This is a genomic window from Desulfococcus sp. (assembly GCF_050178255.1).
GTDB classification, from domain to species: Bacteria; Desulfobacterota; Desulfobacteria; order Desulfobacterales; family Desulfococcaceae; genus Desulfococcus; species Desulfococcus multivorans.
Window position 1 is genome coordinate 12,977 of the sequence record NZ_JBFXGG010000010.1, and the last position, 16,106, is coordinate 29,082.

The 16,106-nt window shown below is 60.2% G+C and carries 14 protein-coding genes; 2 read left to right on the forward strand and 12 right to left on the reverse strand.

The features are described from left to right. Complete coding sequence (locus AB7S84_RS03605; protein WP_020878243.1) at positions 1 to 600, forward strand: 4Fe-4S dicluster domain-containing protein; 600 nt, start codon at positions 1 to 3, stop codon at positions 598 to 600. A 53-nt stretch (positions 601 to 653) separates the two neighbouring features. Continuing rightward, positions 654 to 2,534 carry an anaerobic carbon-monoxide dehydrogenase catalytic subunit gene (gene cooS / locus AB7S84_RS03610; protein ID WP_020878242.1) on the forward strand — a complete coding sequence of 627 codons (1,881 nt, stop codon included), beginning with the start codon at positions 654 to 656 and terminating at the stop codon, positions 2,532 to 2,534. 139 nt (positions 2,535 to 2,673) lie between these two features. On the opposite strand, the gene AB7S84_RS03615 is transcribed toward cooS, so the two are convergent. The 12 genes from AB7S84_RS03615 to AB7S84_RS03670 form a co-directional block, all read right to left on the reverse strand. Next, positions 2,674 to 4,911, reverse strand: a complete 2,238-nt coding sequence (locus AB7S84_RS03615; protein ID WP_020878241.1) for a dynamin family protein — start codon at positions 4,909 to 4,911, stop codon at positions 2,674 to 2,676. Between the two features lie 553 nt (positions 4,912 to 5,464). Continuing rightward, positions 5,465 to 6,034 (reverse strand): YqgE/AlgH family protein, encoded by a 570-nt coding sequence (locus AB7S84_RS03620; RefSeq protein ID WP_020878239.1) that lies wholly within the window; start codon positions 6,032 to 6,034, stop codon positions 5,465 to 5,467. Between the two features lie 212 nt (positions 6,035 to 6,246). Further along, positions 6,247 to 7,545 (reverse strand): 3-deoxy-D-manno-octulosonic acid transferase, encoded by a 1,299-nt coding sequence (locus AB7S84_RS03625; RefSeq protein WP_428152967.1) that lies wholly within the window; start codon positions 7,543 to 7,545, stop codon positions 6,247 to 6,249. A 4-nt stretch (positions 7,546 to 7,549) separates the two neighbouring features. Beyond that, positions 7,550 to 8,647 carry an LPS export ABC transporter permease LptG gene (lptG, locus tag AB7S84_RS03630; RefSeq protein ID WP_428152969.1) on the reverse strand — a complete coding sequence of 366 codons (1,098 nt, stop codon included), beginning with the start codon at positions 8,645 to 8,647 and terminating at the stop codon, positions 7,550 to 7,552. A 17-nt stretch (positions 8,648 to 8,664) separates the two neighbouring features. Further along, positions 8,665 to 10,437: an ABC transporter ATP-binding protein gene (locus AB7S84_RS03635; protein WP_020878236.1), complete on the reverse strand. Its 1,773-nt coding sequence runs from the start codon at positions 10,435 to 10,437 to the stop codon at positions 8,665 to 8,667. Then, a complete protein-coding gene (locus AB7S84_RS03640) occupies positions 10,430 to 11,104 on the reverse strand; it encodes a lysophospholipid acyltransferase family protein (RefSeq protein ID WP_020878235.1) in 675 nt (224 codons plus the stop codon). The genes AB7S84_RS03635 and AB7S84_RS03640 overlap by 8 nt, the downstream gene beginning before the upstream one ends. Then, a complete protein-coding gene (lpxB, locus tag AB7S84_RS03645) occupies positions 11,101 to 12,288 on the reverse strand; it encodes a lipid-A-disaccharide synthase (protein WP_020878234.1) in 1,188 nt (395 codons plus the stop codon). Before lpxB ends, AB7S84_RS03640 begins: the two co-directional genes overlap by 4 nt. A gap of 2 nt (positions 12,289 to 12,290) precedes the next feature. After that, a complete protein-coding gene (locus AB7S84_RS03650; RefSeq protein ID WP_020878233.1) occupies positions 12,291 to 13,250 on the reverse strand; it encodes a Gfo/Idh/MocA family protein in 960 nt (319 codons plus the stop codon). Between the two features lie 46 nt (positions 13,251 to 13,296). Then, positions 13,297 to 14,067: an acyl-ACP--UDP-N-acetylglucosamine O-acyltransferase gene (lpxA, locus tag AB7S84_RS03655; RefSeq protein ID WP_020878232.1), complete on the reverse strand. Its 771-nt coding sequence runs from the start codon at positions 14,065 to 14,067 to the stop codon at positions 13,297 to 13,299. After that, positions 14,064 to 14,510, reverse strand: coding sequence for a 3-hydroxyacyl-ACP dehydratase FabZ (fabZ, locus tag AB7S84_RS03660; RefSeq protein WP_020878231.1), 447 nt, complete (start codon positions 14,508 to 14,510; stop codon positions 14,064 to 14,066). Before fabZ ends, lpxA begins: the two co-directional genes overlap by 4 nt. Continuing rightward, positions 14,503 to 15,528 (reverse strand): UDP-3-O-(3-hydroxymyristoyl)glucosamine N-acyltransferase, encoded by a 1,026-nt coding sequence (gene lpxD, locus AB7S84_RS03665; RefSeq protein ID WP_020878230.1) that lies wholly within the window; start codon positions 15,526 to 15,528, stop codon positions 14,503 to 14,505. The genes fabZ and lpxD overlap by 8 nt, the downstream gene beginning before the upstream one ends. A gap of 14 nt (positions 15,529 to 15,542) precedes the next feature. After that, positions 15,543 to 16,052: an OmpH family outer membrane protein gene (locus AB7S84_RS03670; protein WP_020878229.1), complete on the reverse strand. Its 510-nt coding sequence runs from the start codon at positions 16,050 to 16,052 to the stop codon at positions 15,543 to 15,545. Positions 16,053 to 16,106: the final 54 nt, after the last annotated feature.

Here is a 16,106-nt window from a genome sequence, read left to right on the forward strand (position 1 = left end):
ATGAAGCAAGTCGTGGTTCATCCCGAGCGTTGCGTCGGGTGCATGCAGTGCATGCTCGCCTGCGCAACGGCCCACTCGAAAACCCTGCACCTGTTCACCGCCGTGCGGGAAGACCCGCTGCCCAAACCCAGGATCCATGTGGGCGCGGGGATCCACGGCGAGGGGTTTCCCAACCGATGCCGTCATTGCGATCCCGCTCCGTGCATGCTCGCCTGCCTGCCCGGCGCCATCTCCAGAATACCGGAAACCAACACCGTCGTTATCGATCCCGACACCTGCATCAACTGCGCGTCATGCGCCATGGCCTGCCCCTTCGGGGTTATCCGATATCATGGAGATGCGGCCGCGCCCCCGGGCAAGGCCGTCGCCGTCAAATGCGACAACTGCACGGCGCGACAGAAAAAGGGAATGGTGCCTGCCTGCGTCGAGGTGTGCAAGTCCGGCGCCCTGACGTTCGAGGAGCCTGCCTCGGCCCTGGGGCGGAAAACCCGCGAGGTGGCCCGATCGGTGTCCCGGGATGCCGGAGGAGAGCCGATCGCACCGGGGTTCGCCCTGCTGAACGCCGTAAAACGGTCCCAAATCGAGATGGAAAAACGCTGAGTCCGAACATTGCGGTCAAACCGATAAAACCACTGCCATGGAAGGAAACGGATATGCTTAAGGATGCTGAAAAGAGGACCGTCACCGAAGATGGCCGCCTCATGCTGGAAAAGGCTGAGAAGGACCGGATCGAAACCGTATGGGATCGTTATGCCGCCCAGACACCCCAGTGCGGCTACTGTGAAATGGGGTTGAGCTGTCGGATCTGCAACATGGGACCCTGCCGGATCGATCCCTTTGGAGAAGGCCCCCGGCAGGGGGTATGCGGCGCCGACGCGGACATCATCGTCGCCCGGAACCTGGGCCGGATGGTGGCCGCGGGTGCCGCGGCCCACTCCGATCACGGACGGGATCTGGTGGAGGTGCTCGCGGCGGTGGCCGAAGGGAAGGCCCCGGGATACGGCATCGCGGATCCCGATAAACTCAAGCGGGTGGCGGCGGAGTACGGCATCGAAACCGAGGGGAAGCCGCCTCACGCCGTCGCCGGGGCCTTGGCAGACGCCATGATGGGCGACTTCGGCTCCCGAAGGAAAGAACTGTCCATGGTGCGTCGGGCGCCTGCCAAACGGCGGGAACTCTGGCGCAAGACGGGGATCATGCCCCGGGGCATCGACCGGGAAACCTCCGAGATGATGCACCGCACCCACATGGGCGTGGACAACGGCTGGCAGAGCCTTCTCCTTCACGCCCTGCGCAACGCCCTGTCCGACGGGTGGGGGGGATCCATGATCGCCACGGAGGTTTCCGACATCCTCTTCGGCACGCCCAAACCCTCGGCCAACACGGTCAATGTCGGCGTGCTCAAGGCCGATCAGGTCAACATCATCGTCCACGGCCACAACCCCGTCGTCTCGGAGATGCTTCTCCAGGCTTGTCAGTCACCGGATATCATCGATCTGGCGAAGGCGAAGGGGGCCGCCGGCATCAACCTCGCCGGGCTCTGCTGCACCGGCAACGAACTCCTGATGCGTCACGGCATCCCCATGGCCGGAAACCACCTCATGACCGAACTCGTCATCGCCACCGGCGCCGTCGACATGATGCTGGTGGACTATCAGTGCATCATGCCCTCTCTCGGCAAGACAGCCTCCTGCTACCACACCCTCATGATCAGCACCTCCGACAAGGCCCGCTTCCCCGGCATGACCCACCGGGAATTCCACCCCGAAAACGCCCGGGATCTGGCGCGGGATCTGGTGAAGGAGGCGGTCGAAAACTTTGGTCGACGCGGTCGGGTCTACATCCCCGTAGAGCCGGTGCCGTCCCTGGGCGGGTTTTCCGTGGAGGCGATTCTGGGGGCCCTGGGCGGAACGCCGGATCCCCTTCTCGATGCCGTCAAGGACGGCCGCATCCGCGGCGCCGCCGGGGTGGTGGGATGCAACAACCCCAAGATCAAACACGACTACGGACATATCACCCTGACCCGGCAGTTGATCGAAAACGACATCCTCGTGCTGGACACGGGGTGCGCGGCCATCGCCAACGCCAAGGCCGGATTCAAGGTCGCAGAGGCCGCTGAATACGCCGGGCCGGGCCTCAAGGCGGTCTGCAGCGCCCTGGGGATACCGCCGGTCCTCCACATGGGCAGCTGCGTCGACAACGTCCGGATCCTTCTCCTGGCCTCGGCCCTGGCCGACAGCCTGGGGTGTGACATCTCGGACCTGCCCGTGGCCGGATCGGCGCCCGAGTGGTACTCCGAAAAGGCGGTCAGCATCGGCGCCTATTTTGTCGCCTCGGGGGTCTACACCGTGCTCGGCCCCATGCCGCCCATCACCGGCAGCATGAACGTGGTGAAGCTGCTGACCGAGGGGCTGAACGACGTGGTGGGCGCCGGCTTCGCCGTGGAGCCGGACCCCGAAAAAGCGGGCATTCTCATCCGGCGACATATCGAAAGCAAGCGGAAACAGCTGGGGCTGGACGCGCGTTCCGTATAGATCTCACCGTTCGGCCGGATCGATGAAGTTCTCGCTGTTCCGATGCCGGCGGCCTTTTCCGGTCGCCGGCTTTCGCTTTTTCCAGGGAGCGTCCGAGTCCCCGGCCTCGCCGACCGTGATGTGCATCCCCTGCATTGGCTCAGGAGAGAGTCTTGATCTCGCTCTTCAGGTGTGCGACGGCATCTGCAATGCGTCGGCATGTCGCTTCAGCCTTCGTCAGCATTTCCTCGGTATCGGTGGTGTCGGCTGTTTTCTCCGCCACGTGGGATGCGATGCCGGCAAGATCCGAAACATGGGTGTCGAACCGCTCCGCCAGCGTTTCATAGATCATGTTGGAGGCGGCGTCCGCCAACTTGAGCAGGTATTGAAATTTGATATTTTCCCTGTAGTCCTTGAAGCTGAAGGCAATGGACTGTTCCGTTTCGCGCTTGAGACGCGAAACACCGTACTTCAGCGCCATGAGTCTATCCCCGGAAGATCCTTCCGGCGCCTTTTTGAAGAGCTTCCTGAAAAACCGGACGATCCGGTACATCCCGAGCCGCATGACCGCCTCGCCGCGGATGGCGGCGCTGTATTGCATGGCCGCCGTAACGGGCGGCACCTTCAGATCGACGGACCTCGCGACGGCCGACATCCCGGGAAGGCCGATCGGTTCCGACGATTCCGGCAACGGGGGCAGCCCCAGCCCGGCCATGACCTGGTTGTATTCGAAAAGAGCGTCCCGCACCATGGTGTCGTAAGGTCCTGCGACAACGGCGAAATGCGCCTGAATCTTTTCTTCCTCCTCACGAATGAACCGGATGATTTCAGGGTTGACCGACTCCGCCACGAAACCGTCAAGGGTTCGTTTGACGTCCTGAAATACCAGGTACATGGTGCTGGACAATCCGGATGTGGAGACATGGTGCTCCCAGTCGGCGGCGACCAGATGATAGCTCCGGAGAAATCGGAGGGCTTCGCCCAGAATGCCGTCGTGCTTGTCGAAAAATCGATCGACGTCGCTCTTGAGCGACTGCTTCAGCTTTTGAGCCGCACCGTCCAGGGTGCTTTTGATCATGGACTTGATCCGAATGATCTTCTTCCGGTGCGCGCCGATCTCGCGAACGATCTCCGCCGTCTCGTCGGCATTTTTTCCGAACATGTCCCGACCCACGCTGATCCAATGGATCATGCCGTCCAGCTGAAGCCCGAGTCGTTCCAGATGATTGTTCAAGAGCAGCGAATACCGTTCCCGGGTCAGTTTATGACCGATCGCCGCCTCGAACCGACGGGTTTCATCATCGGAAAACGCCGCCAGCCGGGTCTCCGTTCGCCAATGCTCGAGGCGCCGACGGTCTTTTTCCGGCAGGCCGGCTTCTCCGGCCTTGAAGAGGTTGAACAGGGCCGACAGCACATAAATCTCGGGGTCGGGCCTGAGCAGGGCGATATCCTCCCGGATTCTGTCGGTCACCCGCTTCAGGTCATCCATGGATTCGTGCTCGTCGAAGTCGAAGTTGACGAGAAAGAGGGTGTTGTCGATAATCCCCATTCGCTTGATGGTGGACAGAAACCGGATGTCCGCCTGGCGCAGCCCGGTGCGGCCGCTCACGACATAGACGATGAGATGCGTCACCCGCAGGTATTCCTGAATCATGGCCAGGTGCAACGGATTGGGGGAATCGCTTCCCTGGCAGTCGGCGATCTCGATGGTGTCGTCCATGTCTCCGGCGTCGATGGTGAGTTCGATGTCGGTGAGATAGACAGCCAGGGTGTCGTCGCCGGTAAAGGCCTTGTGCCGCTCGAAATGATCTCCGGTGAATTCCCGGGTCACCGCCGCATCCGCAACAATGTCCCGGACCTGGTCGTATCCTTCGAGATATGCGCCGATCAGGACGCTGTTCATGTTCCTTGCGTCCTGGGTAACGAGTCGGTCCTCGCTCAGTGCCGACAGCGCCCGGGCGAGGTCGGTGCGATCGGCTTCGTTCCGGATGTCGAAAGGGCCTTCGCCGGATCGCCATTCCGAAGAGGGAAAGAGCACCATGGCGTTTTCAATGTCCCGGTTGATATCCCCCCAGGCCTTGAAAAAGAGGGTCGCCTTCAGAACGCTTCCCCTGCGGATTCTCGTCACGATGGCGGTTACCACGCCGGCGCCCCGCTTCAGATAATCCCCCTTGAACAAGGCGTTTACAAAAGTACTTTTCCCGGATTTGATGGGCCCCACCACCGCCGTCCGCAGCACTTCCGCGGACACCTGTCGTTCAATCTCCCTGCAGGTTCGCTGCCAGTGGTCGATGGGCGCCTCTCCGATGCCGGATACGGCTTTGACCGCATCGCAGAGGGAAGAAATGTCCCGGGTGATCCCGATGAGTTGATCCTTGACTTGATGATACCTGTCCATCGATTGCCTCTAAGTGGTATTTTAGGAGGCTGAAGACTGAAGGCTGAAGGCTGAAGGGGTGCCCTTATGCCCGTTCAATTTTCAACCTTCAGTCTTCAGTCTTTAGCCTTCAGTCTTCAGCCTTCAGTCTTTAGTCTTCAGCCTTCAGGTAGTACAAATCCGAGGGCTTGTCAAAACGATTTGCCCGCCGGGCCGGCCGTCGCTCCGCTTGTGGGCCGGCGCATCTTGTGGTATTGAATACGTGAGAACGGTGAAAGACGGCCGGGACCACAATCCAACCGAACACCGCCGTCGGCGCTTCATCCGGCATCCCGACCGGCGACCGAACCCGCGGAGACCCTATTCATGTCCAAAAAGCATCCGGAGTGTCCTTTATACAACCCGCTGAACTGCAGAGAATATCATAATCCCAGAGTGTGTGCTTTCGTCAAGGAAGACAAGGTATGTCTCAAAAAAAGCAAGAAGCTGCTGACGCGGGAAAGCGACGGAGGGCATTGAAGCCGTCTGCGCCGGCCGGGTTCAACCCGGGCCGGAAGCTGCATTGGAAGCCCATTCAGGCATGACCGGCCGCATCCGTCAGACGCGCCGGATCGATGCCCAGTTTCCGGACGGCCGCCTCCCATCGGGATGCCACGGAGCGGTCGAAAATGATATCCGGCGACATCGGGCAGCTCAACCACGCGTTTTCCATGATCTCCGATTCCATCTGGTTCGGCCCCCAGCCGGAGCACCCAAGGGCGATCAAAAATGATTTCGGCCCTCTGCCGTCGGCGATGGCCTCCAGAATATTTCGGTTGTTGCTCATGGCGAGCGACGGCCCGACATCAACGAAGGGTCCCCAGTTAAAGGGCGGGCCGTGAAGAATGAAAAGCTCGTCCATGTGAACAGGCCCACCGAAGAATATTGGAATATCGGCTTGTTCCGGCAGATATTCGATGTTCAGCTCCTCGAAGATGTCTTTGGCCGCCAGGGACGGATACGTCCGATTGATGACCAGGCCGAGACTCCCTTCGGCATTGTGTTCGCAAATACAGACGACCGATCGGACGAAATTGGGATCCAGAAGACCGGGCATGGCAATCAGGAAATGCCCCTTGAGGGACATGTTGAATTCATCATGCATTGTTTCCTCTTGATGCCTTGGGTAAGCGTTGCCGCAAAACTACTTGCATATCTCTCGTTTGTCAAGAATGACGGTTCCACAACAGATCCGATACGGGCGTTCCCCACATCGGTCATGCCTGATCCGCCCTTCAACTCCCGCACATTCCTCGATATTCCCGAAGGTTGATTTCAGACGCCGCTTTCCCGGCCAAACCGCGAACGGGCGTGTTCTCACGCATTCAGACCGGCGGCAATGCGGCGGCACGCCGCTTCGGCCCCTCCCTTTCGGCTCGAAAAATAGTCCTCCGCCGCCTCGAGCACCCGGCTCCGGCAGGGGGGCTCATCCAGATCCCGGACCAACAGATCGGCCGCCGCACGCCAATCCGCTGCGATACGGGCCAGGCCGCGCTCAAAAATCTCCTCCCCCACCCATCTGAAATCCTCCCATGAAGGGCCGATGACGGGGATGACGCCGGAACGGATCGCTTCGATAAAATTCTGACCCCCCAGCGGAGCGAGGCTCCCTCCGACAAAGGCCGTGTGGGCGTATCCATAGGCCGCCGACAACTCTCCGATGACATCCCACAGCACGACCGTCCCCCCCGATGTCGTCTCCGGAGCGTGTCTGCCGGTATCGGAGCGGAGCACCCAGGGAACGCCCATTCGGTTCAACCGCGCCCGCCACGGCCCGACACGGTGGAGGTGTCGCGGAAACAGCCCGATGACGGGTCGGTGGGGTCCTGAAAGAATCCTGCCGATGACGGCGGCGACGGCGTCCTCTTCCTGCCTCCGCACGGATCCGAGAATCACGAAGGGCGCATCCGGCGGCGAGAACACCGGGGGGCGCTCCCTCACGGCGGCATCAGGCGCCGGCGTGTCGAGCCGATCGAACTTGATGTTGGACATCACCCCGATGTCGGCGCCGGGAAACAATTGCCGGAAACGATCGGCATCCGCTTCGGAAACCGCCATGACCTCGTCAGGCGCAACATGCCGCCACAACGCGGGCCAGAGCCGGTACCGACGAAAACCGCGGGATGACATTCTGCCGTTGACGACCATCGTTCGAGATCCGGATCGCCGGAGTTCCCGCAGCAGGCCGGGCCAGATTTCCGTCTCGAGGAACACCGTGACCTTCGGTCGAATGCGGGCGACGATCCGCCTCATGACGGCCGGTCGATCGAACGGAAAGTACCCGATCCGGACACGGTGGTTCGAGACGGCGGACGTCAGGCAACGGGTCCCCCGGTGGATCTCCAGTCCCTGACGGGTGTTGGCGGTGAGCAGAACCCTCAACGGACCGGGACCGGGGCCGGGGTCCAGGCGCTTCATGAGTTCCCGGGCGAGGTAGGCCTCCCCCACGGAGGCCGCCTGGATCCACAGGCTTGCGGGCTGGGGCATCGATGCGCCGATGCGCTCCCTGAACCCCTCCGCCACGCGGGGATGCAGCCGCATCAGCGGCGCAAGCATTCCCCAGAGGCGGTCGTATGCCCAAAACGCCGCCCGGATGCCTGAAGGTTCCCGGATCATGGCCTCACGCCACACTCATGAGGACGAAGACGGCAAGGCATAAAAACAAAAAATTGGCGGTCCAGGCCGCCACTGCCGGGGGAATCATGCCGCCGTACCCGATGGAGATGCAGAAACTGTAAAATATCCAGTAGAGGAAGGCGATGCCGATGCCGTAGGTAATACCGACAGGAAGCCCGTCCCGGACATTCCGACGGCCGGCGATGCCTGCGCTCACAAGACTCAGGATGACGCAGACAAAGGGAAAGGCCGTCTTTGCGTATAAATCGACCCGGTAGCGGGTGGCGTCATATCCTTCGGATTCAATTCGTCGGATGTATGCGCGGAGTTCCGGAAGGCTCATCTCTTCGGATTTTTTGACCACCGTCTCGAGATTTTCAGGGGTGATGCCGAGGCTGAACCCAAGGGGTCCGTCTTCGGAAGAGACCCGGTACTGCCCGGAAGCCGGATCGAGCACCTGCTCCATCAGCTCGAAAAGCTGCCAATGACCGATTCCCCGGGCATGGGAAGGTTCATAGACCGCCGTTGCGGCGTCAATGCGCCGGACCATGCGAAACGCCTCATCGAAGACGTATACGGTGATCCCGTGCGCCGTCCCTGCGTCGCGATCGTAAAACTTGATGTGGGCGATCCGTTGATCGTCCTTCAGCCAGATGTTTTTTTCCCGGGAAAGCACCGCCGACCGCTGTTTCACCTCCTCCCACCAGATGGCGTTGGACTTGGCTGCGGTCACCGGGACGAAAACCTCGGCGGTGATGAAAAGGAGAAGGCTGAAAAGAACGCCGACACCCACGAGGGGTCTGACGAGACGGTGATAACTGATGCCGCCGCTTTTAAGGGCCACCACCTCGTTGTGCTTGCCCATCAACCCGAGGGTGACCATGACGGCCAGAAGAAGCGCCACCGGCAGAATCTGGGCAATGATCGTCGGGATCTTGTACGCCAGATAAACCAGGGTCCGGGACACGGGAAGCCCGGCCTCTATGAAATTGTCGATGCGCTCGAAAAAATCCACCACAAGATAGATGCCCACGACAATGACCAGGATCACGGCCGCATATCGCAGAATCTGATGGATGACGTATCTGTAGAGAATAGGCACGGAATCTTTCCGCAAACTCAACCCGGGCCGTCGTCGACGCTTTTTTCGGCGGGTTTGAACTGCATCGTATGGAGCTTGTGATATTCGCCGCAGCAGCCCATGAGTTCGTCATGGGTCCCCTCCTCCACTATCCTTCCGCCGACCAGTACGACGATGCGGTCGGCATAACTGATGGTGGACAGGCGATGCGCGATGACGAAAGTCGTCCGTCCCCGCATGAGATTCTCGAGCGCCCTCTGGACAAGCATCTCCGATTCCGTGTCCAGGGCCGAAGTCGCTTCGTCCAGGATCAGGATCGGCGCATCCTTCAAGAGGGCCCTGGCAATGCAGAGACGTTGTTTTTCCCCCCCGGAAAGACGGTTTCCCAACTCCCCGATCCGGGTGTCGAATCTATGGGGAAAGCTTTCGATGAAATCGAAGGCGTAGGCGGCCCTGGCCGCCGCGATCACGTCCGACATGGGCGCGTCGGGTTTTCCGTAAGCGATATTGTTCCGGACCGTGTCATCAAAAAGAATAGTGTCCTGGGTCACGATGGCGATCTGTTTTCGGAGGGAGGCGACGGAGAACCGACGAATATCCGTGTCGTCGATGAGGATCCGGCCCTCCGTGACGTCATAGAACCGTGGAATCAGGTTGACGAGGGAGGTCTTCCCGCCGCCGCTCATACCGACAAGGGCAAGAATCTCGCCGGCGTTGACCCTGAGGTCGATCCCCTGAAGCGCCGCGGTTTCCCCGCCGTTGTAGGAAAGGCCGACCCCGTCGAAGACGATCTGCTGCAGGGTCGGCTTGAGCATCACCGGGTGTTCGGGCTCCCGGATCTCCGATTCCCGTTCAATGATGTCGAAGACGCGGTCGGTGGCCGCCAGCCCTTGTTGCACCTTGTTGTTGAGCTTGCTCAACTTCTTGACCGGATCATAGAGCATGAGCACCGCCGCCATGAAGGAAAAAAAGGTGCCGGGGGTCGAGGTGCCCGCCACCACCCGGGATCCGCCGTACCAGATGATAAAGGCGATGCCGATGCCGGCCAGAAACTCCATCACCGGTGAAGAGATCGCGTTGACGACAACGGCCTTCATCTCCAACCGGAACAGTTTTTGAGTTTTTTCGGCAAATCGTCGTTTTTCGTAGGATTCCATACCAAAAGCCTTGACGATCTTGTTCCCGGAAAAGGTTTCGTGCAGAAAGGCGCTCATCTCCGCCATGGCCTGCTGACAGCCCGTGCTCACCCGCCGCATGCGCCGCCCCAGCACGATGATGGGATAAAAGGCGACCGGCAGGACCAGAAAGGCAAAGACGGCCATCTTCCAGTCCCGGTAAAAGATCACCGCCGTCAGTCCGATAATGGTGAAGATGTCTCGAAGGAGACTCGTGACCGACGTGGAGACCATCTCCTTGATGATATTGACGTCGTTGGTGATGCGGGACATCAGGACGCCGGTCTTCTCCTCCTGAAAAAAAGAAAGCGGCAGATCCTGGATCCGGTTGTAAAGGGCGTTTCTGAGCCGGCGAATGACGCTTTCACCCGCATAGTTCATCAGGTAGTCCTGGCCGTAGGTGCCGACGCCCCTGAGAAAATAGATGGCCGCCACCGCCATGGGGATCAGCATCAGCATCTGCTGATCGCGGCTGAAAAAAATGTCGTCCAGCACCGGTTTGACCAGAAAGGCGGTGGCCGATGTGGTCAGGGCGATGACCAGCATGCACCCCATGGCCGCGGCAAGCTTCAGCCAATTATCCCGGATCATGCCGAGGAGTGTTTTATGCCGTTGTCTCAACTCGAATCTAATCATGGCATCCGTCCGTGACGCGGCCGAAGTATCGGTCCGCCTTCAGGGTAATCGCGCAAAGCGCGTCCTCGAGCCGGCGTCGGTAATCCGCTCTTACGTTTTCGTCGGCATCGGCGGGAACCCGGATCGGATCGCCGTATACAACGCAGCACTCGGTGAAGGGGCGGGGCAGCATAAACCGGTCCCAACTCGAGAAGATTTTTGCATGTCTGGCGCTGTAGGACATGGGATATATCGGCACGCCCGTCTTCTGGGCCAGAAGGATGATGCCGGGCTGCACCCGGCATCGGGGTCCCTGGGGGCCGTCGGGAATCATGACCGCCGATCCCCCTTCCCTGATTTTCCGGATGAGCAGGGCCAGAGCCTGTCGCCCGCCTTTGTTCGTGGAGCCTCTGACCGTCTCGAATCCCTGTCGCTGCAGGATGCGGGCGATAATTTCGCCGTCATCGGAACGGCTCACGAGGATCGAGGCCTTCCATCCTCTGTAAAGATGACTGAAGATCAGAATGCGGGAATGCCATATTGCGGCGATAAATTGCCCTCGCCTGTTCAACATCCTGAGCCGCTCCAGCGGAGGGCCCTCGCAGCGAATGCGAGCCGTCGAAAAAATAAGGCGAATGATCCAGGATCCCAACAGCCCCACCCACTGCCATTGGCGTTCTGTCATCATGCCTCGTCCCCCGGATTTCCGGCCGAAAGAAGATCGAGGGCGATTTCCGCGGTTCGACGCGAGGCACCGGAGCCCCCCAGGCGCCGTTTCAGGTCCAGAAGCGCACGCCGTGTTTCCAGAAGCCTTTCCGGATCCGAAAGCATATCGGCCACCGTATCCGCGATGCCTTCGGGCGATGCGTCGTCCTGAACGAGTTCGGGAACCAGGTCATGCCCTGCGATGAGGTTGACGAGGCTGATGTGTCTGACCCGGATCAGGGCTCTGCCGAGGCGATAGCTGAGCGGCGACACCTTGTAGATGACCGCCATGGGGATGCCGGCGATGGCCGTCTCGAGGGTGACGGTTCCGGACACGGCCACCACGAACGTCGATCGGCGGTAAAGGTCCGAAAGGCCGTCCGATACCACCTCGAGCTCCGCCGCCGGCCGCCTGGCTGACATGACGGCCGACAGCCGCCGGGGGCTGACGGATGACGATCGGGAGACCAGGAATCGAATCCCGGGCCGGCGCCGGGTCAGGATTTCGGCGGCATCCAGCATCACCGGCAGGAGGCGGTCGACCTCGCCCTCACGGGAGCCGGGCAACAGCCCGATGACCGGAGGAAGCGTCAGGAGACGGGCATATTCTTCATTGGATGACGCCTCGGGAACAGCGGCTTCTCCGTCCGGGGTTTCGTCCAGGAGCGGGTGTCCCACAAAGGTTGCAGGAATGCGGTGACGGCGATAGAAGGCTGCCTCAAAAGGGAGGATCACGGCCATGTGGTCGATCCTCCGGCCGATCTTGTGAACCCGGCCCGATCGCCATGCCCATATCTGAGGACTGACGTAATAGAGCACGGGGATGCCCCGTTTTTTGGCATAACGCGCCAGGTGAAGATTGAAATCAGGGTAATCGATCAGGATCATCAGCCCCGGATCCTGTCGCAGCAGCCGCTTGGCGGCGGACATGGCGCTCAGGATATTTCCCGCCTTCGAGAGCACTTCGGTGAGGCCCACCACCGACAGGGCCGATGCATCGACCCGGACGTCGACGCCGGCCGACGCCATCCGCTCGCCGCCGATGCCCACGAAGGATATCCAGGGGGCCTTTTCCGCCACGGCCTGAACCAGCTTGGCCCCGTGGGCGTCGCCGGAGGCTTCCCCGGCAACGATCACGACGGTATTGGGACGGTGTCCGTTCGTCATGACTACCGTTCCAGGAACCTGCGGTTGGCCGCCTGGATCTGGTCCATGACGCTCAAGGCCACCCGTAGGGCATCCCTTCCCATCTGTCCCGTGACCTCGGGGACTTCCCGGGATCGGACCGATCGGACAAAGGCCTTCAATTCATCGTCCAGGGCATCCCCCCGGGTGAAGCAGCGCTGCTCGATGGCCATGCCGGGGATAATGCCGCCTTCCTGGCTCCCGTCCTTGCGTATAATGGTGATTTCATGCCTGGCGAAATCGACGGAGATATAGGCATTTTTCTGAAAAAGGCGGATCTTGCGTTCGTTTTTAATGGATATGCGGCTCGCCGTGACGTTGGCAACGCATCCGGTCTCGAATTCGAGGCGGGCGTTGGCGATGTCCACATGGTCGGAAACCGCGGGAATGCCGGCGGCGTGAATACTTTTGACCTCGGACTTGACCAGATTGAGAATAATGTCGATGTCGTGAATCATGAGGTCCAGCACCACGCTGACATCCGTGCACCGGCTCTTGAAAATACTGAGCCGGTGGGATTCGATGAACATGGGTTTTTCGACCACGTCTTTCAGAGCCCCCACGGCGGAGTTGAACCGCTCCAGCTGGCCGACCTGAATGATGAGGTCCCCGGCTTCGGCAATCCCGATCAGGATGTCCGCCTCCTCGAGGGTCGTCGTCATGGGTTTTTCGATGAGAACGTCGACCCCCTGTTCCAGAAAATACCGGCTGATCTCGAAATGCAGGGGTGTCGGCGCCGCGATGCTGACCGCATCCACCTTCCCGCCGAGATCGCGGTAGTCGGCATAGGCATCGGTGTGAAGGGCCGCCGCAACGGTGTCCGCCCGCGATCGGTCCGGATCGACAATCCCCACCAAGGCGACATCCGCCATGTTGGCATATTTTTCAGCATGAAATTTCCCGATGTATCCGATCCCGATCACACCGACCCGAAGCTTTTCCATATTCACCCTATCACGGATTTATTGAGGAGGCTGAAGGCTCTCCCCCTCACCGCGTGATGCCGCGTGTGGAGGACTCTATGAATTCTATGAGATGCGCCACTTCCGGAGTCGGGTCGATCTCGGCTTTCACCCGCTCCATGGCTTCGTTCATCGTCAGTCCGAAGCGAAACAGAATCCTGTAGGCTTTCTTCAATGCGGAGAGGGTCTCCTCGCTCATGCCCCGCCGTTTCAGGCCCACCTTGTTGAGGCCGTGAAGCGTGGCCCGGTCGCCGGCCGCAATCACATAGGGCGGGATGTCTTTCACCACTGCCGACTTGCCGCCGACGTAGGCGTATTTTCCGATTCTCACGAACTGATGGATGGCCACCAGGCCCCCCACCGTCACAAAGTCTTCGATGGTGATGTGGCCGGCCAGTGTCGCGCTGTTGGCCAGAATGACCTGTTTTCCCGTCTTGCAATCGTGTGCGATGTGGCAATAGGCCATCAGAAAATTCTCTTCACCCACCTCGGTAACGCCGCCGCCGAATCCCGTTCCCCGGTTGATGGTGACGAACTCCCGGATAATGGTGCCTCTTCCGATCTTCACAAAGGTCTTTTCACCTTCGAACTTGATCGCCTGGGGCGTCGCGCCGATGGAGGCGAATTGAAAGATCCGGCAATCGGGGCCGATGGTCGTGTAGGGGTCGACGGCCACATGCGGGCCGATTTCCGTGCCCGAGCCGATCACGACATGCTCGCGAATGATGGAATACGGTCCGATCTTGACGTTTGAATCGATTTCGGCCCTGGGATCGATAATAGCTGTGGGATGTATCATGACTGTTCTCCAATGGTCGCCATGACCTCGGCTTCCGCGACCCGCTTTCCGTCGACGCTCGCAACACCCGCCAGTTTTGCCGCCCTGCCGCGGGATTTGATGATCTCGATGTCGAAGATCAACTGATCGCCGGGAACGACGGGCTGTCTGAAGCGGGCCTTGTCGATGCCCATGAAATAGACGAGGGATCCGTGCTTTTCCGGCGGAAGCGATTCAATGACCAGGACGCCGCCGGCCTGTGCCATCGCCTCGAGGATCAGCACCCCCGGCATGATCGGGTTCCGAGGAAAATGTCCCTGAAAAAAGGGCTCGTTGATGGTGACGTTTTTCAGGGCTTTGACGCGTTTGCCCGGTTCGAGTTCGAGAATCCTGTCCACCAGGATGAAGGGGTACCGGTGGGGGAGGAATTTCATGATGTCCGTGACGCTGTATACGCTATCCATTTTCCTCAACCTTTTTCAGCCGTTTTTCCAGTTCGGACAGCTTCTTTTTCAATTCGGGCAGTCCGGGAATGATGCGCTGGACCCTGAGCCACAGCTTGTGGGGCATTTCCGGAGACCCCGACACCACCTCGCCGTCGGGTACGGGCCTGCCGACGCCGGCCTGGGGACCCACGACGGCATTGTCTCCGATGGTGATATGTCCGGTGATGCCTGCCTGGCCGGCGAGAACGGCATGCCTGCCGATGACGGCGCTGCCGGCGATGCCCACCTGGGCCACCAGCAACGTGTCCTCCCCGACGGTGACGTTGTGGGCCACGTGCACCAGGTTGTCGGTCTTGACGCCCCGTTGAATCCACGTTCTGCCGAAAGTGGCCCGGTCGATGGCGTTCAAGGCCCCGATCTCGACGTCGTCGTCAATCTGAACGATGCCGGTGTGCGGAATTTTGTGGTAGTGTTTTCCGTCGGGCGAAAAACCGAATCCGTCGCCGCCGATGACGGTCCCCGGGTGAATGACGACCCGGTTGCCGATGCGACACCGTGAACGGATCGTGACATTCGGATAGACCTCGACGTCATCCCCCACGATGACGTCCGACTCGATGACCACCCCCGGATGAATCCGAACCCGATCGCCGATGCGAACCCGATCGCCGATCACAGCCGATGGTCCGATGGAGACCCGAAGGCCCATCCGGACGTCTTTTCCAACGTGGGCTCCTGAGCTGATATCGTCTTTGGGCCCGGGCGCGGGGAAGAGGAGCGCGATGGCTTTGGCGAAGGCCACCGCTGGGTTGGCCGCCGCCAGCACCGTGCGCGAGCTGTCCTGAAAATCGAGGGGAACGATGACGGCGCCGGCCCGGGTTTCGCCGATGCGTTTCAGAAATTTCGGGCGCGCAGCCAACGTGATGTCTGTCTCCGCAGCCTGATCGAACGGCGCCGCACCGGTGATTTCCAGCTCCGGGTTCCCTCGAACCTCTCCGCCGACATGCCGGGCAATCTGCGCAAGGGTCTGTTTCATATGGGCTCGCCCCGCTATTTTTTGTCGTACATCTTGATCAACTGATCGGTGATGTCGATGCTGTTCGGGTGATAAAGCGCCGCGCCTTTTTCAAGGATCAGGGTGTAATTCCCCTTCTTCCCGATGTTTTCCACCAAACCGAATACCTCTTTCTGCACCCGGCGGATCACATCGACCTCATACTGTTTGAAGTCATCGGCGGATTTTTTCTGGAGGGCCTGAAAATCCATGACCTTGATCTTGAAATCCCGGGCCTTGTTTTCCCGGGCTTCGGGTTTCATCACCATGGCCTCGGCTTCCAGCTTTTCCTTTTCCGCCTCCAGTTCCTTGCCCTTTTTCATCAGGGACGATTCCAGGGATTTTCCTCTTCTCTCAATCTCCGCTTTTGCGGCTTTACCGCCGTTCGACTCCCTGAGAACCCGTTGAAAATCGATGACGCCGATCTTGAGATCGGCGGCGATTGCCCCGGTTGCCAGCAATGCGGTGATGAGTACCATCACACCTGCGATTCGATAGACTTTCAAAACAACCTCCCACGCTCTTCAGCCGCCACCGAAGGGTGACGTCTCCATGTTGTT

Excerpts from the sequence above, each read along its gene's own strand:
- AB7S84_RS03605 (WP_020878243.1), top strand. The coding sequence starts at position 1 with ATGAAGCAAGTCGTGGTTCATCCCGAGCGTTGCGTCGGGTGCATGCAG.
- cooS (WP_020878242.1), top strand. The coding sequence starts at position 654 with ATGCTTAAGGATGCTGAAAAGAGGACCGTCACCGAAGATGGCCGCCTC.
- AB7S84_RS03615 (WP_020878241.1), bottom strand. The coding sequence starts at position 4,911 with ATGGACAGGTATCATCAAGTCAAGGATCAACTCATCGGGATCACCCGG.
- AB7S84_RS03620 (WP_020878239.1), bottom strand. The coding sequence starts at position 6,034 with ATGCATGATGAATTCAACATGTCCCTCAAGGGGCATTTCCTGATTGCC.
- AB7S84_RS03625 (WP_428152967.1), bottom strand. The coding sequence starts at position 7,545 with ATGATCCGGGAACCTTCAGGCATCCGGGCGGCGTTTTGGGCATACGAC.
- AB7S84_RS03635 (WP_020878236.1), bottom strand. The coding sequence starts at position 10,437 with ATGATTAGATTCGAGTTGAGACAACGGCATAAAACACTCCTCGGCATG.
- AB7S84_RS03640 (WP_020878235.1), bottom strand. The coding sequence starts at position 11,104 with ATGATGACAGAACGCCAATGGCAGTGGGTGGGGCTGTTGGGATCCTGG.
- lpxB (WP_020878234.1), bottom strand. The coding sequence starts at position 12,288 with ATGACGAACGGACACCGTCCCAATACCGTCGTGATCGTTGCCGGGGAA.
- AB7S84_RS03650 (WP_020878233.1), bottom strand. The coding sequence starts at position 13,250 with ATGGAAAAGCTTCGGGTCGGTGTGATCGGGATCGGATACATCGGGAAA.
- lpxA (WP_020878232.1), bottom strand. The coding sequence starts at position 14,067 with ATGATACATCCCACAGCTATTATCGATCCCAGGGCCGAAATCGATTCA.
- fabZ (WP_020878231.1), bottom strand. The coding sequence starts at position 14,510 with ATGGATAGCGTATACAGCGTCACGGACATCATGAAATTCCTCCCCCAC.
- lpxD (WP_020878230.1), bottom strand. The coding sequence starts at position 15,528 with ATGAAACAGACCCTTGCGCAGATTGCCCGGCATGTCGGCGGAGAGGTT.